Source organism: Halomicrococcus gelatinilyticus (assembly GCA_024227995.1).
GTDB classification, from domain to species: Archaea; Halobacteriota; Halobacteria; order Halobacteriales; family Haladaptataceae; genus Halomicrococcus; species Halomicrococcus gelatinilyticus.
Genome location: CP100465.1, coordinates 176849 through 197913, shown reverse-complemented (window position 1 = coordinate 197913; position 21065 = coordinate 176849). Strand labels below are relative to the sequence as shown.

The window sequence follows — 21065 nt, the reverse complement described above, 5'->3', positions numbered from 1 at the left end:
ATGGGCGGGAGCGGTCCGGCTCAGAGGATGCGCTTGCCGAGCGCGCTCGCGGCCAGTTCGGTGGCGAGTTCGGCCGTCTCGTTGTGTTCGTCGAGGATGGGGTTCACCTCGACGACGTCGAGCGAGCGGAGGACGCCCTCGCGCTCGTCGCGGCGAGCGACGGTCTCCAGGGCGGAGTGGGCCTCGCGGTACGTGACACCGCCGCGGACGGGCGTCCCGACGCCAGGGGCCTCGTTGGGGTCGAGCCAGTCGAGGTCCAGGCTGACGTGGATGCCGTCGACGCCCGCAGTGGCGACGTCGAGGGCCTCCTCGACGATGGGGGTGATGCCCCGCTCGTCGATGTCGGACATGGTGTAGGCCGTCACCTCGCTGTCCCGGATGGCCTCGCGTTCGTCGTCGTCGATGCTCCGCAAGCCGACGATGACGACGTTCTCCTCCCGCAGGCGCGGGGCGTTGGCCCACTCGGTGTCCGCGAAGTCGCCGACGCCGAGGGCGCCGGCCAGAGGCATCCCGTGGACGTTCCCGCTCGGCGACGTGCGCGGCGTGTTGAAGTCGCCGTGGGCGTCGAACCACACGGCGCCGACGTCGGCGTCGCGGGCCGACCCGCCGAGCGTCCCCATCGCGATGGAGTGGTCGCCGCCCAGCACCAGCGGGAACGCGCCGTCCGCGATGGTCGCCGCCACCTCGTCCGAAAGCCGGGCGCAGGCGTCGGCGGTCTCCCGGAGGAACTTCGCCTTTCCCTCCTCGGGCGACTCCCGTTCTGGGTCTCGCTCCTCCGCGCGCGGCACGAGGAGGTCGCCCGCGTCGACGACCTCGACCCCGGTACTGTCGAGCTGGTCACCGAGGCCGGCGTAGCGGATCGCGGACGGACCCATGTCCACGCCGCGTCGGTTCGCCCCGTAGTCGACCGGTGCACCGATGATCTGGACCGTTCTGTTCATACGTCAGCCAACGAGCGCAGGGGGAAAAGAGGCCCCCATTCGGCCGCGCGAGACGGATCGTCGTCGACCGACCCGCCCGTCGACATCGCAGGATTGACGAACGTCGAGCGGAAACGTCGATTTCCTGTAACTCTCCGTTCACACCATCGCATTTAAGGAAATCTATTACCAAGTTTCCCACAATGTCGAGCATCGAGTTAACTTCGAGCCAGCGTACGATACTGACGGCGCTCGTAAACCTGCACCGGGAGAGCGAGGACGCCGTCAAGGGTGAGGACATCGCCGAGGAGGTCGACCGGAATCCGGGGACCATCCGCAACCAGATGCAGAGTCTCAAGGCGCTCCAGCTCGTCGAGGGCGTCCCCGGTCCGAAAGGGGGGTACAAGCCGACCGCGAACGCCTACGAGGCCCTCGACGTCCAGCAGATGGACGACGCCGCCGAGGTCGAACTCCGTCACAACGGCGAGGAGGTCGAGGAGGCGAACGTCAAGGAGATCGGTCTCACCAGCGTCCACCATCCCGACCTCTGTCGCGCCGAGATCCACCTCCGCGGGTCGGTCCGCGACTTCCACGAGGGCGACGACGTGACCGTCGGTCCGACGCCGCTGTCGAAGCTGGTCGTCGAGGGCACCGTCGACGGCAAGGACGACACCCAGAACATCCTCATCCTCAAGATATCAGGAATGGAAGCGCCCGCTGAGCAGCCCGACCACTGAACGGTCTCGCGTTCCGTTCTCCGTTCGCGCCTCGTCTTCGACCGCTGGCTCTCTTCTCCTCGCCTCGCTACTCGGTACCGCAGAACTCGCCGTCGGGAAGGCTCCCCGACGCCGCTCGACGAGTTCCGGAAGGTATTATCGGCGGACGCCCCTACCGCCACCGATGAGCGGTCGAACACGGACACGACTTCTCGCGTTCGCCCTGGCCGCGACCACGCTCCTCGCCGGTCCGACGGGACGGGCGCTGGCTCACGGCGGGAGCCTCCGCGGTGCGTCGTCGGGGTCGCTCTCCGTTCCGCTGTGGCTGTTCCTGCTCACGGGCGGCGGCGTGGTCAGCGCCTCCTTCCTCCTCGCCAGCTTCGTCACCGACCGGACCCTCATCGGTGCCATCCACGACTGGCGACAGCGGTCGCCGACGTTCGACGACCGTCTCGCGCTCGTCACGCGCGGCGTGGGTCTGGTCGGCCTGGTGGCCGTCGTCGCTGTCGGACTCGTCGGGCCGTCGACCCCGGAGCAGAACCTCGCCATCCTCGTCGTCTGGGTCGGCTGGTGGGCCGGGTTCACGGCGACGACCTACCTCGTCGGCAACGCCTGGCCGGCGCTGAACCCCTGGCGGACGCTGGGCGACCTGCTGCCGACGCTCGGGGCCGACTACCCCGAACGGCTGGGCGCGTGGCCCAGCGTCGTCGGCCTGCTCGCGCTCGTCTGGCTGGAGGTCGTCAGCCCGCTCGCGTCCGACGCCGAACTGCTCGCCACCGTGGTGCTCGTCTACACCGCCGTAACACTCGCGGGCACCACCGTCTTCGGCACCGACCGGTGGTTCGACACGGTCGACCCGGTCGCGCGCGTGTTCCGCTACTACGGCCGGGTCGCGCCGGTTCGACGGACCGAATCGGGCATCGAGGTGACGCTGCCCGGCGCGCGACTCGCCGAGACGAAACTCGTCACCGGCGTCGACGAGGTGGCGTTCGTCGTCGCGCTCCTGTGGGTGACGACCTACGACGGCCTCGTCGCCACCGGCCTCTGGGGGGACGCCGTCCGCCCCGTCGTCGAGAGCGGCGTGCCGGCGCGGGTCGCCTACCTGGGGGCCTTGCTGGGCGGGTACGCGCTCTTCCTCGGCGTCTACTGGCTGGCGACGTCGATATCGCGACGGTCGGCCGACACGTACCTCACCCCGATGGCCATCGCGCGACGGTTCGCTCCGTCGCTGCTCCCCATCGCGGCCGGCTACCACCTCGCGCACTATCTGGACTACTTCCTCGCGCTGTCGCCGGCACTGGCCGGCGCGCTCTCCGCACCGCTGGACCCGCCGACGGCGGTCAGACTCGTCCTGCCGGCCTGGTTCGGCGGGCTGGAGATGTCGTTCGTCCTGCTCGGCCACCTCCTCGCGGTCTGGGTGGCGCACACGACGGCCTACCGACTGTTCCCGGGCCGCCTGCAGGCGGTCCGGAGCCAGTACGCGCTCGTCGTGGTGATGATACTGTACACGATGACCAGCATGTGGATCGTCTCCCAGCCGCCCGTCGACCCACCGTACGTATGACCACCGACCTCGAAACCCACGTTCCGGCCGGCGAATCGTCCCACGACTGTGGCTACTGCGGACGCCCGTTCCGCGACGAGGAGCATCTCGTCCTCCACCGCGGCATCGAACATGGGGACGCGCTCGACGACGAGGAGGTGGCCGCGTTCCGCGAGGCCTACGAGGAGGAGACGGCCGACCTCCGCATCTTCAGGCTGAAGATGGTCGCCCTGCTCGTCGTGCTCTACTTCGCCTTCCTCTTCACCTACTCCATCGTCACCTGACGGGCGTCCCCGCTCCGTCCTGAACGTGCGTCCTCGTCCCCCAACGGAGCTTTATCGGGGGTCGTCGTACCCCGCGTCGTGCCAACCGTTCGTCCAGCCACAGACGGGGACGTCGGTGACGTCCTCGACGTCCACGTCGCGTCGATCCGCGCGTTCGGGCCAGCGACATACGACGACGAACAGGTGGACGCGTGGGCCCACCGGCCGCTCGGGGTCGCGTCGTTCCGGGAGTCGGTCAGGAACGAATCGACAGCCATCGTCGTCGCGGAGCGCGACGGCGAGGTCGCCGGGTTCGGCCGCATCAGGCTCGACGACGGCACGGTGACTGCGGTGTACGTCCACCCCGACCACGCCCGGACCGGCGTCGGCTCCGCCCTGCTCGCCGACCTCGAATCGCGAGCGGACGCCGCCGGCCAGCCCACCCTCACGCTGCGCGCCTCCCTGAACGCGGTGCCGTTCTACGAGCGTGCGGGCTACGAGCGCCAGCGGGTCCAGACGCACGCGACCACCGGCGGCGTCGAACTCGACGTCGTCGAGATGGAGAAGGACCTGTCCGCCGAGGACGGGTGACGGACGCGACCGACGGACCGTGAACGCGACGGGTCGGGTGTCCCGCCGGCGACGGGGCGGGTCGACCACCGCGACGGTACGGTAGTCCACGGCGACGGCGGCGATGAAACCAAAAGACACGAAACCCTCGGGAGCAACCGCTCTGGTATGAGCAACTACCTCGTTGCGATGGAGGCGGCCTGGTTGGTACGTGACGTAGAGGACATCGACGACGCCATCGGCGTCGCCGTCAGCGAAGCCGGCAAGCGACTGAACGAGAAGGACATGGACTACGTGGAGGTCGAGGTAGGAGCGACGGGCTGTCCGGCCTGCGGCGAGCCGTTCGACTCCGCGTTCATCGCGGCGAACACCGCGCTCGTCGGTCTGGTCCTGGAGATGAAGGTGTTCAACGCCGACAGCGAGGAGCACGCCCAGCGCATCGCGAAGAGCGAGATCGGCGGCGCGCTCCGCGACGTCCCGCTGTCGGTCGTCGAAACCATCGAGTTCGGTGAGGACGAGGACATCGAGTTCGGCGGTACGGACGACGCTGGCGACGTCTAGCGAGTCGAACGTTTTATCCCATAACCTCGGGTTATCTCAGGTATGGAGATTCCGACGACCCAGGACATCCGCGAACGGCGGAAGGACCTGGGACTCACACAGAGCGAACTGGCCGAGCGGGCGGGCGTCTCACAACCCCTCATCGCCCGCATCGAGGGCGACGACGTCGACCCTCGGCTCTCTACCTTCACCCGCATCATCGACGCGCTCGAGGAGTCGGAAGGCGACGTCGTCCGGGCGGAGGACCTGCTGCACGAGGAGGTCGTCAGCGTCGCCCCGTCCGACCCCGTCAGCGACGCGGTGGGCAAGATGCAGGACGCGGGGTACTCGCAACTGCCGGTCATCAACGAGGGCGTCCCCGTGGGCTCGATCAGCCAGGGCGACCTCGTGCACGTCGACGAGGACGCCCGCGACCAGCCCGTCCGGGAGTTCATGGCCGAGAGCTTCCCGACCGTCTCGAAGTCCGCGACGCTCAACGAGATATCGAACCTCCTCGACCACTACAAGGCCGTGATGGTGACCGAAGGCGGCGAGACGGTCGGCATCGTCACCGAGGCCGACGTCGCCGCACGACTCTCCTGAACGTCCGGCCTCGCGTCGACGACGGTACTGCTCTCGTCGGCTCCGCCGTTCGACGGCGTGGAGAACGAGCGCCTTCTGGAACGGTTGCGATACGAAGTCCGCCGGCGTAACCGATCAGGACAGCGTCAGCCCGCGGATCTCGACCGCGTCGCCCTCGCCGACCTCGCCGACGACCCGGCCGTCAGTTGCGTCGGCCAGCGACTCGGCTTCGTCGGCGGGAAGCGCCACGACGAAACCGGTGCCCATGTTGAACGTCCGGTGCATCTCCTCGTCGGAGACGTTGCCCTCCTCCTGGACGAACGCGAAGACGTCCTGTGCCGGGAAGGGGTCGGTGACGTCGTACTCGAACTCACCCATCCGGGAGAGGTTGGTCCACCCGCCGCCGGTGACGTGGGCGGCGGCGTGGACGTCGTGGTCGCGCAGCGCCGGGAGAAGGTACGTGTAGAGCCGCGTCGGCTCCAGCAGTTCCTCGCCGATAGAGCGGTCGCCGTACGGGAACGGGTCGGTGTATTCGTGGTTGCGGGTCGCCGCCTCGCGGGCGAGCGTCAGCCCGTTGGAGTGGATGCCGCTGGAGGGGAAGCCGACGAGCGCGTCGCCGGCCTCGGCCTCGCCGGGGAAGACGGCGTCCTTCGGCGTGAGGCCGACGCACGCACCTGCGAGGTCGAGCCCCCTGATGACGTCGGGCATCACCGCGGTCTCGCCGCCGACGAGGGCGACGCCGGCCTCCTCCGCGCCGGCCGCCAGGCCCTCGCCGACCTGCTCGGAGAACTCCTCGCTCGGCTCCTCGACGGCGAGGTAGTCGACGAAGGCGACGGGTTCGACGCCCGCCGCGACCAGGTCGTTCGCGTTCATCGCGATGCAGTCGACGCCGACCGTCGAGTAGTCGCCCAGCGCCTCGGCGACGAGCAGTTTCGTGCCGACGCCGTCGGTCGCCAGCGCGAGGTACCGGTCGCCGATGTCGAGCAGTCCGGCGTAGTCGGTCGTGTCGTCGATGTCGCCGACCGCGCCGACCAGCGCGGCGGTCGCCGCCTCGCTCGCGTCGATGTCTACCCCCGCGTCGGCGTACGTGAGCTCCGCGTCCTCGTCCTCGCTCATGGTCGAACCGGCGCGTGCCGGGAGTAAATGTCTGCCGTTCTGCGTCGCATTGGTACCCGTCGACGCGTCGAAACCGGCGAAAGTGCGCTACAGGAACAGCGTCGGGAACATCACGAACAGCGCGAGCAGCACCGTCGGCACGAGCACTGCGACGAAGACGGGGGTGCTCCACTTCCGGACCGTGTTGCCGTCGAGCGGTCCCCAGGGGAGCATGTTGAAGCCGGCGAGGATGAAGTTGATCTGTGCGCCGCGGTAGCCGACGTCCGTGACGAAGCCCCCGACGAACACCAGCGGCAGGAAGAGGAACCCGAGTGCGACGTTCGTCACCGGGCCGGCGAGCGCGATGAGACCGTTCTCGCGCAGCGTCGACCGACCCTGGTGGTAGACGGCCCCGGGCGCGGCGAACAGGAAGCCCGCCAGCCCGCCCGCGACGGCCAGGAAGAGCATACCGTAGTCGGCGCGGAACTCCGCGAGCTGGCCGAACCGCACGGCGACGACCTTGTGCGCGAGTTCGTGCAGGAGGAAGGCGACGCCGGCCGTCGTCAGCGAGAGCACGAGGACGCTACCGAACTGCACCGGTGGAACGCCGCCGCTCATCAGCGCGCGGACGAGGTCGCGCTCGAAGAAGAAGGTGAAGGCGACGCCGAGCGCCAGCCACGCGACCAGCAGGTCGCGGACCTCGCGGCCGCTGAACTTCACGTCACGGCCTCCACGATGAGGTCGGCGCTGTTGCGAGCGCCCTCTATCATCAGCTGGGTGATGCGGTCGACGCCGCCGACCTCCGGCCCGAGCAGCGGGAGGACGACGAACGGGAAGAGGAACGTCGCGATCATGCTCCCGAAGTTGGTCATCGCGACGATGGCGATGAGTCGGAAGAGCGGGACGTCCATCATCCGACCGACCAGGTCCGAGAGCGGGCTCTCCTCGTCGCTCATGATCTCGTTCAGCGTCGCGATGTCGGAGACGTTGACGCTCGTGTACTTCAGTTCGACGTAGCCCGCGAACCAGCCGGGAGCGAGCAGCGGGTTGACGCTGGTCAGCCACGCGATCGCGCCGCCGACGAGCGCGCTCCCCCAGTGTGCGCCCGCGAGCTTCGCCAGCGCGAACGAGAAGACGCCGTTGAAGAGGAACCACGCGGCGAACACCTTGACGAGGAACGTGTTGCGCACGCCGGCCATGAACAGCAGGACGAAGAAGGCGACGAACCCGGCGGAGATGAGGTATCCGAATATCTTGAACAGCGAGAAGCGCCGCCCCGTCTCGACGCCGACCAGCGACTCCATCGGGGGGAGCGTCTGGGGCGACTCGAGGTACTCCTCGATGCCAGCGCGGTGGCCGGCACCGACCACGGCGACCACGTCACGGCCCGCCTCGCGCAACTGGACGAGGCGGTGGGCGATGAACGCGTCGCGTTCGTCGATGAGCGCCTCCGCGCCGCCAGGCGAGAACTGCCGGAACTCCTCCATCATCGCGGTGATGACGTCGACGTCCGTCAGGTCCTCGATGTCGAACTCCTCCTCCTCGCTCATCGCGGCGAGGACGTCCGGGTTCGAGAGGTCGCCGTCGTCGACGTCGGAGAGGTCGCCCTCGTCCAGGTCAGTCTGCACGCCCGTCCCCATGAAGACGCCGAGCGCGGCCCCACCGACGAGACCCACCCCGACGCCGCCGGCGATGGCGACGAGCGACCGGAGCGTTATCGCGCCGATGGACTCCAGGGTGGCAGCGCCGACGACCGTCACCGCGCCGACGCCGGCCGCCGCCCCGACGATCAGGCCGAGCAGTCCGCCCGCAGCGAGCGCGACGTCGTACCGCCGGGTCGCACCCATCGACACCGCGAACGCACCGAGGCCGACGCCGGCCACCGTACCGCCGACGACCCCGCCGACGAGTTCGAGCGTGCCAGCGCCCGCCCCGAGCGTGAGCAGCGAGCCGATGCCGAGCAGCGGCGCGAGGAAGATGCCGAACAGGAGGGCGAAGAAGGCCCCGACCATCGCGCCGCCGAGGACGCCCAGCGTGAGCGGGTCGGTCACCCCCAGGGCGAGGCTGCCGACCATCCGTAGCTTCTCGCGGAACGTCATCCGCGCCCAGAAGCGCTGGATGGTCATCTGGATGTCGCGGTCGACCAGCGCGACGTCGCTGCCCTCTCGCTCGGCGACGTCGACGGCGGCCTTCATGTCCGCACCCGGTTCGATGTCGAACTGCTCGCCCATCCGGGCCTGGACGTACGACAGCATCCAGTAGGCGATGAACTGGAAGACGGTGTTGCCCTGCAGCAGGTCGGCCGGTTCGAGGTCGTCCGCCACCTCCCCTTGCATCTGCTTGTACCGACTCTCGTCGAGTTCGACCGCCACCGTGTCCGGTTGCTCTTCCTCGACCACCTCCTCGACGCGTTCGACGCTCTCCGCGGAGACGTGGGCCGTCCCCACGACGCGTACGCTCCCGTCGTCGTTCGTGGACGACGGCGGGTTCTGGTCGGTCATTATCCACTTTTCTCGCCCTCCGTTTTTACCGTTGTCGGTGAAAGAGCAATTTTTTATCGCCAGCCTGTCCCCCGAACTGAGCCGAACGGCGGCCGACTACCGACGGGACGCCCTTCGTCGGCGACCGGCGGCCACCGTCAGCAGCCGTCGTCAGCGAACCGGGCGAACGGCGACGCGACCGCCGCTCTCCACGAGAACCTCGTGGCCGTCGACGGTGAACGTCGTCGCGGCGGTGTCCGGTCGCGGCGTTCCGTCGGGACGTGGAGCGAAGATCCGTTCGAGAGCGTCGACGTCGACGCAGCGATGTATCGGCGTGAACGACTCGGGTGGGTCGTCGGTTGCGGCAACCAGCGCCCGGACGACCGTCTCGACGAGCGACGTCTCGTCGTTCCAGGAGTGTTGGAGCGTGACGGCCCAATCGGAGTCTGCCGTCGATCGCGGTCGTGGCATGCTGGATACGTCGAACGAGACGAGCAAGGGCCTGTCCGTTCAATGGCCCATCCTTTAAATCGACCCCGTGCAGGCGGGACGATGTCGGCGGTACCGGAGCGCCCCTGTGGCGACTCGCGTTCGACCGGGAAGGGCGGGACGGACGGGAACTAAGTGACCGTCACGCGAACGCCCGGTCATGAGCGAGACCGCGACGCTGATGGACTCGTACACGGAGATGACGGAGCTGTTGCTGCCGAACGACACGAACAACCTCGGACGCGCGCTCGGTGGCGCGGTGCTGCACTGGATGGACATCTGCGGGGCCATCGCGGCGATGCGCTTCTCCGGCAACCAGTGTGTCACCGCCTCGATGGACCACGTCGACTTCATCAGCCCCATCGACCGCGGCGAGGTCGCAGTCGTCGAGGCGTTCGTCTTCTCGACGGGCAACACGAGCGTCGACGTGAAGGTGAACGTCCGGGCCGAGGACCCCCGGACCGACGAGGAGCGCGAGACGACCACTTCCGTCTTCACCTTCGTCGCGCTGGACGAATCGGGCTCTCCGACGCCGGTTCCAGAACTGGAGTGCCCGACCGACAACCAGCAGGCGCTCCGGGACGCCGCCAGAGAGGAGCGGATGGAGCAACTCGAGAGCGTCGCCGAGCGCATCAAGGACGACTGAGTCGAATCCGCCGAGTGACCTCGCCCTCTCGGATGCCGTCGACCCGTGAGCAGTCCGGACGCGCCGTCAGGCGCGTCCCGTCGAACTGCAATGAGAACGGAGCGTCGTCAGTAGTCGCCGCCGCCGTCGGTTTTCTCAGTCGTCTCGGTCATCGGCTCTGTCTTCTTCGTCGTGGTTTCCACCGGCTTCTCCGTCGTAGTCTCCTTCGCTGGCTTCTCGGTTGTCGTAGTCTCCATCGGCTTCTCCGTGGTGGTTTCCATCGGCTTCTCCGTGGTGGTTTCCACCGGTCTCTCCGTCGTAGTCTCCTTCGCTGGCTTCTCGGTTGTCGTAGTCTCCATCGGCTTCTCCGTGGTGGTTTCCATCGGCTTCTCCGTGGTGGTTTCCACCGGTCTCTCCGTCGTAGTCTCCTTCGCTGGCTTCTCGGTTGTCGTAGTCTCCACCGGTTTCTCCGTGGTGGTTGTCTTTGCCGGTTTCTCCGTCGTAGTCTCCTTCGCTGGCTTCTCGGTAGTGGTCTCCACCGGCTTCTCAGTCGTAGTCGTCTCCGGCGCGGCCTCAGTGGTCGTCACCTTCTCACCTTCCGCGTCGACGACCGTGATGAGCTGGAACGGCTCATCGACCGGGGCGTCCTCGGGGTTCAGGTACCCCGCCGCGAACGCCGTGTAGACTGTACCCCCTTCGAGCGAGACGTCGAACTCCGCGACGACCTCGCCGTCGTCGTCTTCGGTCGCCGGGCGGACTTCGAGCGTGTAGTCGCCCGCGGGAACGTTCACGTACTCGGTGGCTTCCTGGAACGTGACGTTGTCGAACAGCGTCTCGTTCGTCTCCGCTATCGTCACGTCGACGGCCGGCGCGTCGGGCGAGACGTGCGCGAGCCGGACCGACGCCTCGTCAGGCCCCGGAACGGTGAAGTCGTCCTCGAAGACGACCGGCTCGAACGTCGTCTCAGCGGCCTCGGTTACCTCGCCGGTCGCCGCGACGGTGTAGTTGGTGCCGGCCTCGAACGTGATCTCGTCCGAGAAGACGACCGTGCTCGGGTCGCCCGCGGCGGTTATCGTCACGTTCGCCTCACCCGGGGCGAGCGTCAGGTAGTCGGTGACGTTGCCGAACGAGAGGTTCTCGACGGCCGTCTCGTCGTCGACCAGGACGTCGACGGCCGGGGCGTCCGGCGACATGTGTGCCACCCGGACGTTCGTCTCCTCGTCCGACTGCGACGCCGACCCGGCCAACACGCCGGCCACCCCGCCGTACCCCACCAGTAGTAGTGTCACGAGTGCTACCGCTACCGTTCTATGTGTGTGTTTCCCCCTCATCGACTCCTCTCTTCGAGGGAGTCGCGGTTAAAATGGTGCGACCGTGCATAGCAGAAACGGGCTCGGTACTGGGGCCGTCGCCGATTCGCTACCTCCGTAACGGGAATTACCTCGGCCCACGATCGCCGAAATCCAACCGGAAACGACCACTGCGTCCAGGTATTCGGCGATTGTGGGCGATTTCACCGACGACAAAGCGAGGTGACGGAGTCCAGAACGTCGGCGTCAGCGGGAGTCGGAATCCCGACGCCGGCCCCTGCCTCGCGAGTTCTACGTCGTCGTTCCGGTCGCAGTTCCCGTCTCCATGCCTGTCTCGGTCGTCGTCCCCGTTTCGGTTTCGGTGTTCATCCCCGCCTCGGTCGTCGTTCCGGTTGCAGTACCGGTCTCCATGCCTGCCTCGGTCGTCGTTCCGGTCGCAGTACCGGTCTCGGTTGCGGTGCCAGTCTCGGTCGCCGCCCCTGCCGCTGTCGTCGCGTTCCCTGCGGCCGTCGTGGCGTTGCCTGCCGTCGTCTGGTTCGCTCCGCTCGTCGCGTCGGTGACGAGGATGGCCTGGAGCGGCACGTCGGCGGGCGCGTCCTGCGGGTTCAGGTATCCGGCCGCGAAGGCGGTGTAGACCGTGCCGCCCTCGACGGACAGGTTGAACGTCCGCACGACCTGGCCGGTGTCGTTCGCGGTCGCTGCGCGCACCTCGACCTCGAAGGAGCCCGGCTGGGCGGAGACGTAGTCGGTCGCCTCGCCGAACGAGACGTTGTCGAACAGCGTCCGGTTCGTCGCGGGGACGGTCACGTCGATGGGCGGCGCATCAGGTGCGACGTGGACGAGTCGGACAGACGCCTCGTTTGGCCCGGGAACGGTGAAGTTGTCCTCGAGGACCAGTGGCTGGAACGTGGTGTTCGCGCCCTCGGAGACCTCACCGGCGGCGACGACGGTGTAGTTCGTGCCTGCCTCGAACGTGACGTTGTCCGAGTAGACGACCGTGCTCGGGTCGCCCGCGGCGGTTATCGTCACGTTCCGCTCGCCACCCGGCACCGACAGGTAGTCGGTGACGTTACCGAACGAGAGGTTCTCGACGGCCGTCTCGTTGTCGACCAGGACGTCGACGGCCGGGGCGTCCGGCGACATGTGTGCCACCCGGACGTTCGTAGTCCCGCCATCGTCCTGTGTTGCGACCGCAACGCCAGCGCCGGCGTATCCGACGAGCAACACCGCGATGAGTCCAACTGTCGCTGTTCGCGTCGATCGTTTCGTTCTCATTCCGGTCACGTCTCCGCCAGGCACCCGGATAAAACGCGACGACCGTCCACCGGAGAACCCTGTCGTTGATGCCGTATAACAGAAATTACCGGCGGTTAGGGTGGAGATACGGACGCTGGCGCCAGAGAAGTCGACGCGTCCTCGCGTGGCCGAACTATAACTTTCGTGCCCCCGAGAGGGAGCGTATGGAACTCGACCCGGAGATGGCTACCGCGATCGCCGAGATAGAACGAGCGGGGGTCCCGCCCTGGCACGCGCTGTCGGTCGAATCGGCACGCCGCGTCGAGGACGAGGTGTTCACGTCCGGCGACGTCAGGCCGGTCGGATTCGTCCGGAACCTCTCGATCCCCGGGCCGGACGGCGATATCCCGATCCGCGTCTACCGCCCCGAGTTCTCCGAAGCAGGTGAGGTAGACGCCGGAGCGATACCCGAACGACCGGTCGTCGTCTTCTACCACGGCGGGGGATGGATGCTCGGGACGCTCGACTCCATCGACGGCGTCTGCCGGGAACTGGCGGTCAGGGCCGACTGCGTCGTGGTCTCCGTCGACTACCGCCTCGCGCCGGAACACCCCTTTCCCGCCGCGGTGGACGACGGTTACGCGGCACTCGCCTGGGTGGCCGACCACGTCGAGTCCTTCGGCGGCGACGCCGACCGCATCGCCGTCGCCGGCACGAGTGCCGGCGGGAACCTCGCGGCCGCGACGGCGCTCCGTGCACGGAACTTCGACGGCCCGGACCTCGCCGCGCAGTCCCTGCTCTACCCCATCACCGACCACGGGTTCGACACCGACTCCTACGCGGAGAACGCGGACGGACCGTTGCTCTCGCGCGCAGACATGAAGTGGTTCTGGGAGCAGTACCTTCGAAGTCCGGTCGACGCGGCGAACCCCTACGCGTCCCCGCTTCGAGCGGACGACGTCACCGGCCTCCCCCCCGCGACGGTCGTCACCGCCGGCTTCGACCCGCTGCGCGACGAGGGCGTCGCCTACGCGGAGCGCCTGTCCGACGCGGGGGTTCCGGTCGACCACCAGCACTACCCCGGCATGGCGCACGGGTTCCTCAGCCTCACCGACAGCGTGACGACCGCAGACGATGCGATGGACGCCGTCGCCGACCGACTCCGGAACACTCTCGATTGAATCCCGCGTCGTCGCGCCGCCCTCAGCGCCGGGTCGTCCATGTTCTCTCCCGACCACTCATCTGCCGGTCCTGGGTGTGTCGTCGGGAGCGGATCACGCCCGGAATTGTATATAGCGAAATACGGTTCATCCGTTGCGCCTCAAACCAGTCAAATTCGCTATAATTAAGAATATGTTATACCTTGTGGCCCTGGATCGACCAACGACGTCATCCTCTCTGCGGGGTCTGACCGCCGGGATCGATGGGGATGAACGACAGGGCGCTTCACGTCGACAGGACCACGAGCGCGACGACGCGCCGGACGATCCGCCTGCGCGGTGGGATGGGGCGTCACCCGCGAGAGCGGACCCGCGACGGGCGTCGAACTTACCGCGCCCGTCAGCAGGTCCTACGCGGTCGGGTCGTCCAGCGGGAGGGAAACCCGAAGGGAGACGCAGAAGACCCCTGCCTGGCTATCCGAGGACGATGATCTCGCTCCTGCACGACCGCGAGGGCGAGCGCGTGCTCGTCTTCGGCGGCGGACCGGTCGGCCTGCGGAAGGCGGCCGGTTCGCCGACGAGGCCGACGTGGTGGTCGTCTCGCCGGCGTTCGACGAGTACGTCCCGGGGTAGATATGGTCCGCGCGGCCCCCGTTGCGGACGCGAAAGCGGCCGGGCGGAGGAACGTGGCGAACTGGGTCGACCGGACGGACCCGGCGCTGGTCGTGGCAGCGACGGACGACGCGGCGGTGAACGAGGCAGTCGAACGCGCGGTCCGGGACGGTCCCCGTCCTCGCTGCGGTCGCGACGCGCGGTCTGAGTCCCGCCCTGAGCACACCTCCGTCGGCGTCTCGAACCGGAGGTCGCTGGCGCGGGGCTGGTTGCCCGTGCCGCAGCAGACCTGCGCGACCGACCGCCGGAAGCCCGGCGGGACGCGCTGCGCGCCGTCGTGGCGTCGGAGCGCGTCTGGCGCGTCGCCAGGGAGACCGGCGACGTCGAGGAAGTGCGGGGGTCGCGGAGCGGGTCGCGGCGGCGTCGCTCGACGGTTTATCGCCCCCGGCACGGGGCGCGCGTCGCCACGTCGGGGGGAGTGTTCTCAGGCGTCGAAGTCCCGGAGCGCAGCGAGCCGGTCGCCCGCGTCGCCGTCGGCGAGCGTCTTCTTCGCGAGTTCGACGCCGTCCCACATCGTATGGACGTCGCCGCGAGCGTAGATCCTGACGCTGGCGTTGACCGCAGCGGCGTCGGCGAACGCGTCCGTCCGGTCGCAGGCCAGGACGGACTCAGTGATCCGTGCGGAATCGACGCGGTCGTCGGCGACCTCGAGCACGTCGGCGTCTGCGTCGAGGCCGAGCGTCTCCGTCTCACGTTCGCCGTCGCGGAACTCGCCGCCCCACTCCGCGAACCGCGTGGTGCCGGGCCGCACGTCGTCGTAGCTCTCTCACCCCTGGAACCCGACGACGCGGTCGATCGCCTGCTCGCTCTTGCGGAGCGCGTCGACCAGCCTCCTGGCGAACGAGAGGTGGAAGAAGCTGGCGAGGTGTGCGTCCGCGTCGGCGAGATTCGCCAGCGTCTCGACGGTGTTGACGAACGACCGTACCCGAGGGTCTGCCGGGCGAGCAACAGCACGTCGACGCCGGGGTTCGCCCCGCGACTGGAGGTAGAATCCGAACCCCACCTCGTCGACCATCGCGGCGCTCGCGCGAGGAGCGAGGTCGGTATCGACGCCCACCTCGCGGCTCCGTTCGTCGATGGTGTCGACCGTCCCGGTGACGGTGAACTCATCCTCGTGAGTCGCTCGTTCGACGACGGCGGCCGACGTCGTCTTCGGCACGCCGTGGTCGCGGAGCGCGCGGGCGTTGTCCGCTAGTCGCGCGACGCTCATCAGGACGACGAGCGTGCCGCCCGCGACGACGCAGTCCGCGAGAGCGCCACCGTCGATGGCGCTTTGGGCCTTCGTCGGGCCCTCGTGCCCAGTGACGACCCTCGGACTCGAGGCGTACTCACGGTGGGTCACCGGGATGCCGGCGACCTCGGTCGCGGCGATGGCGCTCGTGGTCTCCGGTACCACCCCGAACGCCACGCCCTCGCGCGCGAGATGTTCGGCCTCCTCGCCGCCGCGGCCGAACACCGCCGGGTCGCCGCCCTTCAGGCGGACCACGTCGTTCCCCTCGCGCGCCTGGCGGACCAGCAGGCGGTTGATATCCTCCTGGGTCGTCCGCTCGCCGTTCGGGTCATTCCCACGTCGATGCGCTCCACCGCATCGGCGTGTCGGTCGACGACGCCGTCGCCCACGAGCGCGTCGTGGAGGACGACGTGGTGGCCGTGCTCGGAGGGCTCACCGCGCTGTTCCGCGACCACGGGAACCGCGAGAACCGCCGGCGGGCCCACATCAAGTTCCTCGTCGACGAGTGGGGACCGGCGAAACTGCGGCGCGTCCTCCAGGAGGAGTACGTCGACTTCGAACTGCACACGGCGGGCACCGAACTGCGCGAGGAGTACTCCTGCAACGCCGGCGTCCCGGACGACCCCGGTTACGCGGACCACGTCGGCGTCCATCGTCAGCGCGACGGAAACTTCTACGTCGGCCTGAACGTCCTCGTCGGCCGCGTCGGCGCGGCGGAGACGATAGAACTCGCGGACATCGCAGAGCAGTACGGTTCGGGCGAGGTCCGGCTCACCCAGCGCCAGAACCTCCTGCTGACCGACGTGCCCGAGGAGAACCTCGACGCCCTGAACGACGAGCCACTCCTGGAGCGCTACAGCCCCGACCCGCACCCGTTCCAGCGCGGGTCCATCGCCTGCACCGGCACCGAGTTCTGCTCGCCCTCCATCGTCGAGACGAAGAACCGGCAGGTCCGGTTCTCGCGCTGGCTGGTCGAGAACGTCGCATTGCTCGACGACGTCGAGAACTTCACGTCCACCTCTCGGACTGGACCGCTTCCTGCGCGCAACCCCAGATAGCGGACGTGAGCCTCCGCGGGATGAAGACGCGCAACAACGGCGAGGTCGTCGAGGTGCTCGACGTCGGCCTCGGCGAGAATCCCGCGTTCGCCGACTGGGTGCGCGAGCGCGTCGCCGCCGACGAGGTGTCCGGCGCCATCCGCAACCTCGTCCAGGGGTTCGTCGCCGAGCGCGAGGACGGCGAGGCCTTCCGGGAGTTCGTCGCGGGCCGCGACGAGGAGACGCTGGCCGAACTCCTCGAACCGGAAGAGACCTCCTACGACCCCGTCATGCACAACACGAAGAATACGTGGCACCCCTACGCAGAGGACGACGCGATGGACGACAGTCCCGCGCCGACGAGTCCGGGGGACGCGCCCGCATCGGGGGACGACTGAGATGGCCGACCGGGTCATGAGCGTCGCCGACTACACGACGTTCGACCTGTTCCGCGACGTGGCCGAAGGACACGGCTGGTCCGAGGAGACCGACGCTATCCTGGACGTGAGCACCCCTCGCGTCGAAAGTCCCGACGTCGTGACGCTGCAACTCGAGCTCGACAACGCGAAACTCGGCGACCTGCCGGCCCACGGCGACACCGTGTCGCTCTCCACGGACCGCGCCCGCGAACTCGCGAACGAACTCGAATGCTACGCCGACAGGGTGGAGTCGTAGGAGCAGTGATTCGACGCCGACACCCCCGTCGTTGGGTATAGCGACATGTGGTTCATCGCCTCCGTATCGGACGAGTCCAGACGCCGTTCGAGCGCACACTGGGCTACCGAAACCCAGCGCAGGGGGGCAGACGGCCCTGACAGTGACGTCGAGCGACTCTTCAGTCGTCCTGGTCTCGGTGGGCCTTCGAGAACGCCGACGCGAAGTAGACGGCTGAAGTGTCGAGCAAGAGCGTGGCAACCGACCGGTCGGACACCGTTCGGAGATGGTGGTTCGACTGCGTCAGCACCGAACAATCGCACGTCTCGTCACAGAGGCGTCATGGTCATCATGCCCACCACCGGGGGAACGGATCCGGAGAACGGTCGAAAGTCCGCTGTCCAGCAGTTCGAGGCGACTGTCGACAGGAGAGGTCCAGCCACCCGTCCTGAAGGGCGCACGGCGCAGTGTACTATCCCGGACTCCACACCGAACGTCGTCGCGGGGCGAGTCCGAGAACGTCGCGTCCAGAACTTCGTTGGGCTTCGGATTCGAACGGGCAGTGTTCCGGAGCGAGCGACGAACGAGGACGCCGACTGGTCGACCCCGACCACCAGCCCTGGGTGCAATCGTCGTCCAGAAGTTTATCGTCGTAAATAGTACCATCAGGGGCGGTTTGATGATGCTATCGTACGAGATAATAGGGATTTCCGGCAGTGATTGGAGACCTATTCGAGAAGATAAGTTCGCTTATCACGGCACGTGGGACAAATTGAAGTGGTGGGGCTGAGACGTCCCGTCCATGCCCGACGACGGGACGGATCGCGCCGCTGTGAAGACGTACGTTCCAGAGTGCCAAAAATCCGAGTGGAAGGAGCACGCCGACGCCCTCGACATGAGCCAGAGCGAGTTCGTCCGGACGATGGTTCAGGCCGGACGACGGGGGTTCGACCTCGACCCCGAGGAACCCCAATCTCACGGGTCGAACCCTGGGGGTGACGGCCTCGAAGACACCGTCCTCGAACTGCTCTCTCGCGAGGGGAACCTGTCGTGGGACGAACTGGTCGAACGGCTCGCCGGCGACTTCGAGGACCGCCTCGACGAGGCGCTCGGGAGCCTCCAGGACGAGAACCGCGTGAGATACAGCGGTCGGCACGGCGGCTACGTCGTCGTGGAGGGTTCAGATGGCCAGTAGTCCCGCAACCAACGACCCGGACCCCGATGACTCGGTCGGGTACTTCCTCCAGGACCTCCAGTACCACGGCAAGAGCGAGCGTACCCGCGACGCCTACGAGCGCGTCCTGCGGGAGTTCGAGTCGTTCCTCGGCGACCCCGACCGCAACCCCTCCGGGCGTGCGGTCACGCCCGGGGACGCCAGCCGTCGTGACTGCATGGCCTGGGTGCACACCCTCCGCGACGAGAACGCCGAGAGCACCGTCGCCACCTACGCCTCCTACCTCCACAGGTTCTATGCGTACATGACCCAGGTCGGTGCGTTCGAATCCAACCCGATGGCGCTCGTCGTCGAGGAGATGCACGAGTCCATCGACAAGGACCCGACGCGACGCGAGATCGCCATCCCCCGGATGCGTGAGTTCGTCGACGGCGTCCGGCACCCCCTGGAGCGGGCGCTCGTCGTCACGCTACTGAAGACCGGGATGCGCGTCGGTGAGCTCTGCAATCTCGACCTCCAGGACGTGAACCTGTCCGACGACGACGCCAGGACGGCGTTCTCGCTGGGCGAACGGCCGCAGATCGACGACCGCCCCGACTCGCTCTACGTCGCCGCCGACGTCTCCCGCGGCGACGTCGTCAACGGCGAGGAGCGCACCGCCTCGAACAAGCGCAAACGGGGGACGATAGTGCCCGTAGACGACGAACTGTCGCGGACGCTGGTGCGCTGGCTGGCGGTGCGTCCCGACACCTCGTCGCCGGCGCTGTTCGTCAGCACGAGCGGTGACTGGGGCGAGCGCGTCACGCCGAAGATGGTCCGCCACGCAGTCGAACGCCACGCCCGCGAGGCCGGGTGGTACCGCACCGGCGGCGGCGCGGCCGAGAACGTCACACCCCACTACTTCCGGCACTTCTTCACCACCCACCTCCGGGACCGTACCGGCGACCGCGGCATCGTCAAGTACCTCCGCGGCGACGTCGCCAGCGACATCATCGACACCTACACGCACAACTGGGGCGACCGCGTTCGCGAGGTGTACGAGGCGAACGTGTACTCGCTGCTGTAGGGCGATGGCGAACAGATGAATTCCATGTCGCGATATCCAGTGGCGGAGATGGGCGCGAAACTGAATCCCCGTCAGTAGCGAAAGACGTATACCGGTGCCCGTCGCCATACCCGGACGTGCCCACGCACCGGTCCCGTCGCCGCCTTCTCGTCGGGCTCGGAACGGCGTCGACAGCGCTCCTCGCTGGGTGTACGTCGGTCTTCGGTACTCCCAACGCACGAATCGGCGAACTGGTGTTCATCAACCGCGGAAACGCGCCGCAAACGGTCGCAGTTCACATCGAATCGGACGACGAGACGGTGTTCCGCAGGACCCAGGACGTCCCGCCGCAGGACGAGACACAACCGGTCGTCACCGACGGGTTGCCGACCGACCCCGGCAGGTACACCGTGACGGCCCGTCTCGACGGCGGAACGGACGAGATACGGCGAACCTTTCCGCAGAACGGCAATGCCGGCTGTTACTCCGTCACCGTGCGCGTCGACGCCGACGGGACGTTCCGCGATATGCCGACGACCCTCGACCCGGACGCCTGCGAGTGACGGACGCCGCCAGTTCGACTACCGGAAATACCGTACAGGACGTCTCCCTCGTCGATTCCGGAGATTTCCCCATTCGAGGGACCGTCGGACCCGAATCCGCGGTACCGACCGTATCCAAGACGAGACGCACGTCGAAAACTACTCCCCGTCGGCGATTCTCGACCGAGGAGACGACGATGGAATACGAGAGATTGCAGGAAATCTACGGACGCGACGAGTACTACTGGGGAACGGAACCGAACGAGCTCGCGAAGCGGGCGGTCGAGTTCGCGCCCGAGCGAGACGACCTCTCCGCCATCGACGTCGGCGCAGGGGAAGGACGCGATTCGGTCTACATGGCCGAACGGGGCCTCGACGTCCTCGCCGTCGACGTCGCGCCGAACGGGCTGGAGAAGGCCCGACGGCTGGCGGAGGAACGCGGCGTCGCGATCGACACGGAACCGGCCGACGTCAACGACCTCCAGATCGACCGTCCGGTCGACGTCTTCTACTCCATCGGCGCGGTGCAGTACCTCCGGCCGGAGAATCGCAGCGCGCAGTTCGACCACTTCAAGCAGCAGACTCGCCCGGGCGGCGTCCACGCCGTCTTCGCGTTCGTCGACCGGGAGGACGTCCCGCCGGCACCCGACTGGGGGGAGAACGAGCACTTCTACGACCCCACTGAACTCCGGACGTACTACGGCGACTGGGAGCGCCTGTACAGGGACGAGTTCGTGTTCGACGACGACTCCGGCGGCGAACCCCACCAGCACGCCGCAGTGGAGGCTGTCTACAGGAAGCCAGCCGAGGAGCTATGAGCGATGTCACCCTGGGGTCGATGGGACGAAGTGAGGGCTGTACGTCCAGGTCGGACGGAACACCACGAACCGAAGCTCCGGTCGGCTATCGTTGTGTCGAACGAGGCCGTGTCCTCCTGTCCCTGCCGGAACTTCGCGCCTGATTGACAGCCGGTCAGAGGATAGCAGCAGCGAACCGCGCCCGGACGGTTGCACGGGGGGACGCACCATCCCGTATCCGTCGGCCGTTTCGCTGGAACGCGACAGACTAGTTATAAATGTACTTTCAGTTCCTGGCACTGCCGACGTCTCCGACGCAACGAGTAAACCGCATTTCGCTATACAGAAGCCAGTGGGGTGAACGGACAGGACCGAGACAATCTC

At 67.7% G+C, this 21065-nt stretch carries 22 protein-coding genes and 2 pseudogenes; 15 read left to right on the top strand and 9 right to left on the bottom strand.

All coding sequences use genetic code 11. From position 1 onward, the window contains the following. Window positions 1-20 precede the first annotated feature (20 nt). A complete protein-coding gene (gene rocF / locus NKT36_RS01000) occupies window positions 21-941 on the bottom strand; it encodes an arginase (protein WP_327052083.1) in 921 nt (306 codons plus the stop codon). 182 nt (window positions 942-1123) lie between these two features. Between rocF and NKT36_RS00995 the strand changes: the two genes are divergently transcribed. The 6 genes from NKT36_RS00995 (at window position 1124) to NKT36_RS00970 (ending at window position 5155) form a co-directional block, all read left to right on the top strand. Beyond that, a complete protein-coding gene (locus NKT36_RS00995; RefSeq protein WP_327052082.1) occupies window positions 1124-1657 on the top strand; it encodes an Rrf2 family transcriptional regulator in 534 nt (177 codons plus the stop codon). Window positions 1658-1820: 163 nt separating this feature from the next. Next, the gene (locus NKT36_RS00990; protein ID WP_327052081.1) at window positions 1821-3200 is read left to right on the top strand and encodes a hypothetical protein; all 1380 of its coding nucleotides are present in this window, start codon (window positions 1821-1823) and stop codon (window positions 3198-3200) included. Beyond that, complete coding sequence (locus NKT36_RS00985; RefSeq protein ID WP_327052080.1) at window positions 3197-3463, top strand: DUF7410 domain-containing protein; 267 nt, start codon at window positions 3197-3199, stop codon at window positions 3461-3463. Before NKT36_RS00990 ends, NKT36_RS00985 begins: the two co-directional genes overlap by 4 nt. A 78-nt stretch (window positions 3464-3541) precedes the next feature. Next, window positions 3542-4033 carry a GNAT family N-acetyltransferase gene (locus NKT36_RS00980; RefSeq protein WP_327052079.1) on the top strand — a complete coding sequence of 164 codons (492 nt, stop codon included), beginning with the start codon at window positions 3542-3544 and terminating at the stop codon, window positions 4031-4033. Between the two features lie 147 nt (window positions 4034-4180). Further along, window positions 4181-4573, top strand: coding sequence for a DUF555 domain-containing protein (locus NKT36_RS00975; protein ID WP_327052078.1), 393 nt, complete (start codon window positions 4181-4183; stop codon window positions 4571-4573). 42 nt (window positions 4574-4615) lie between these two features. Beyond that, complete coding sequence (locus NKT36_RS00970) at window positions 4616-5155, top strand: CBS domain-containing protein (RefSeq protein WP_327052077.1); 540 nt, start codon at window positions 4616-4618, stop codon at window positions 5153-5155. A gap of 114 nt (window positions 5156-5269) precedes the next feature. Here the strand turns inward: NKT36_RS00970 and purM are convergent, their stop codons facing one another. From purM to NKT36_RS00950, 4 genes are all read right to left on the bottom strand, one after another. Next, window positions 5270-6250: a phosphoribosylformylglycinamidine cyclo-ligase gene (gene purM, locus NKT36_RS00965; protein ID WP_327052076.1), complete on the bottom strand. Its 981-nt coding sequence runs from the start codon at window positions 6248-6250 to the stop codon at window positions 5270-5272. A gap of 87 nt (window positions 6251-6337) precedes the next feature. Next, window positions 6338-6949 carry a zinc metalloprotease gene (locus tag NKT36_RS00960; protein ID WP_327052075.1) on the bottom strand — a complete coding sequence of 204 codons (612 nt, stop codon included), beginning with the start codon at window positions 6947-6949 and terminating at the stop codon, window positions 6338-6340. Further along, window positions 6946-8730: a TraB/GumN family protein gene (locus NKT36_RS00955; RefSeq protein WP_327052074.1), complete on the bottom strand. Its 1785-nt coding sequence runs from the start codon at window positions 8728-8730 to the stop codon at window positions 6946-6948. Before NKT36_RS00955 ends, NKT36_RS00960 begins: the two co-directional genes overlap by 4 nt. Window positions 8731-8880: 150 nt before the next feature. Beyond that, entirely contained in the window at window positions 8881-9180 is a 300-nt protein-coding gene (locus NKT36_RS00950; RefSeq protein ID WP_327052073.1) for a HalOD1 output domain-containing protein, read from the bottom strand. 178 nt (window positions 9181-9358) lie between these two features. Between NKT36_RS00950 and NKT36_RS00945 the strand changes: the two genes are divergently transcribed. Beyond that, window positions 9359-9844 carry an acyl-CoA thioesterase gene (locus NKT36_RS00945; RefSeq protein ID WP_327052072.1) on the top strand — a complete coding sequence of 162 codons (486 nt, stop codon included), beginning with the start codon at window positions 9359-9361 and terminating at the stop codon, window positions 9842-9844. 107 nt (window positions 9845-9951) lie between these two features. Here NKT36_RS00945 and NKT36_RS00940 read toward each other — a convergent pair whose 3' ends face one another. Both NKT36_RS00940 and NKT36_RS00935 read right to left on the bottom strand, forming a co-directional pair. Further along, a complete protein-coding gene (locus NKT36_RS00940) occupies window positions 9952-11154 on the bottom strand; it encodes a DUF4397 domain-containing protein (protein WP_327052071.1) in 1203 nt (400 codons plus the stop codon). Between the two features lie 270 nt (window positions 11155-11424). Continuing rightward, the gene (locus NKT36_RS00935; RefSeq protein ID WP_327052070.1) at window positions 11425-12408 is read right to left on the bottom strand and encodes a DUF4397 domain-containing protein; all 984 of its coding nucleotides are present in this window, start codon (window positions 12406-12408) and stop codon (window positions 11425-11427) included. A gap of 185 nt (window positions 12409-12593) precedes the next feature. Here NKT36_RS00935 and NKT36_RS00930 point away from each other — a divergent pair, with 185 nt between their 5' ends. Beyond that, window positions 12594-13550, top strand: coding sequence for an alpha/beta hydrolase (locus NKT36_RS00930; RefSeq protein ID WP_327052069.1), 957 nt, complete (start codon window positions 12594-12596; stop codon window positions 13548-13550). Window positions 13551-14016: 466 nt separating this feature from the next. Then, window positions 14017-14502: pseudogene (locus NKT36_RS00925) on the top strand (precorrin-2 dehydrogenase/sirohydrochlorin ferrochelatase family protein); the annotation flags it as partial. Between the two features lie 123 nt (window positions 14503-14625). On the opposite strand, the gene NKT36_RS00920 reads toward NKT36_RS00925, so the two are convergent. Next, window positions 14626-14952: a hypothetical protein gene (locus NKT36_RS00920; protein ID WP_327053422.1), complete on the bottom strand. Its 327-nt coding sequence runs from the start codon at window positions 14950-14952 to the stop codon at window positions 14626-14628. A gap of 15 nt (window positions 14953-14967) precedes the next feature. Continuing rightward, the gene (locus NKT36_RS00915) at window positions 14968-15717 is read right to left on the bottom strand and encodes an SAM-dependent methyltransferase (RefSeq protein WP_327053412.1); all 750 of its coding nucleotides are present in this window, start codon (window positions 15715-15717) and stop codon (window positions 14968-14970) included. Window positions 15718-15827: 110 nt separating this feature from the next. Here NKT36_RS00915 and NKT36_RS00910 point away from each other — a divergent pair. The 6 genes and pseudogenes from NKT36_RS00910 to NKT36_RS00885 all read left to right on the top strand — a co-directional run. Beyond that, a pseudogene (locus tag NKT36_RS00910) lies at window positions 15828-16867 on the top strand (ferredoxin--nitrite reductase); the annotation flags it as partial. Between the two features lies 1 nt (window position 16868). After that, on the top strand, window positions 16869-17144 hold the full coding sequence (locus tag NKT36_RS00905; protein WP_327052068.1) for a DUF6360 family protein: 276 nt from the start codon (window positions 16869-16871) through the stop codon (window positions 17142-17144). Between the two features lie 781 nt (window positions 17145-17925). Continuing rightward, window positions 17926-18318: a DUF5805 domain-containing protein gene (locus NKT36_RS00900; protein ID WP_327052067.1), complete on the top strand. Its 393-nt coding sequence runs from the start codon at window positions 17926-17928 to the stop codon at window positions 18316-18318. Next, window positions 18308-19363: a tyrosine-type recombinase/integrase gene (locus tag NKT36_RS00895; protein ID WP_327052066.1), complete on the top strand. Its 1056-nt coding sequence runs from the start codon at window positions 18308-18310 to the stop codon at window positions 19361-19363. The genes NKT36_RS00900 and NKT36_RS00895 overlap by 11 nt, the downstream gene beginning before the upstream one ends. Before the next feature lie 299 nt (window positions 19364-19662). Further along, window positions 19663-19905 (top strand): hypothetical protein, encoded by a 243-nt coding sequence (locus tag NKT36_RS00890; RefSeq protein ID WP_327052065.1) that lies wholly within the window; start codon window positions 19663-19665, stop codon window positions 19903-19905. A gap of 176 nt (window positions 19906-20081) precedes the next feature. Next, window positions 20082-20702, top strand: coding sequence for an SAM-dependent methyltransferase (locus tag NKT36_RS00885; protein ID WP_327052064.1), 621 nt, complete (start codon window positions 20082-20084; stop codon window positions 20700-20702). Window positions 20703-21065 lie beyond the last annotated feature (363 nt).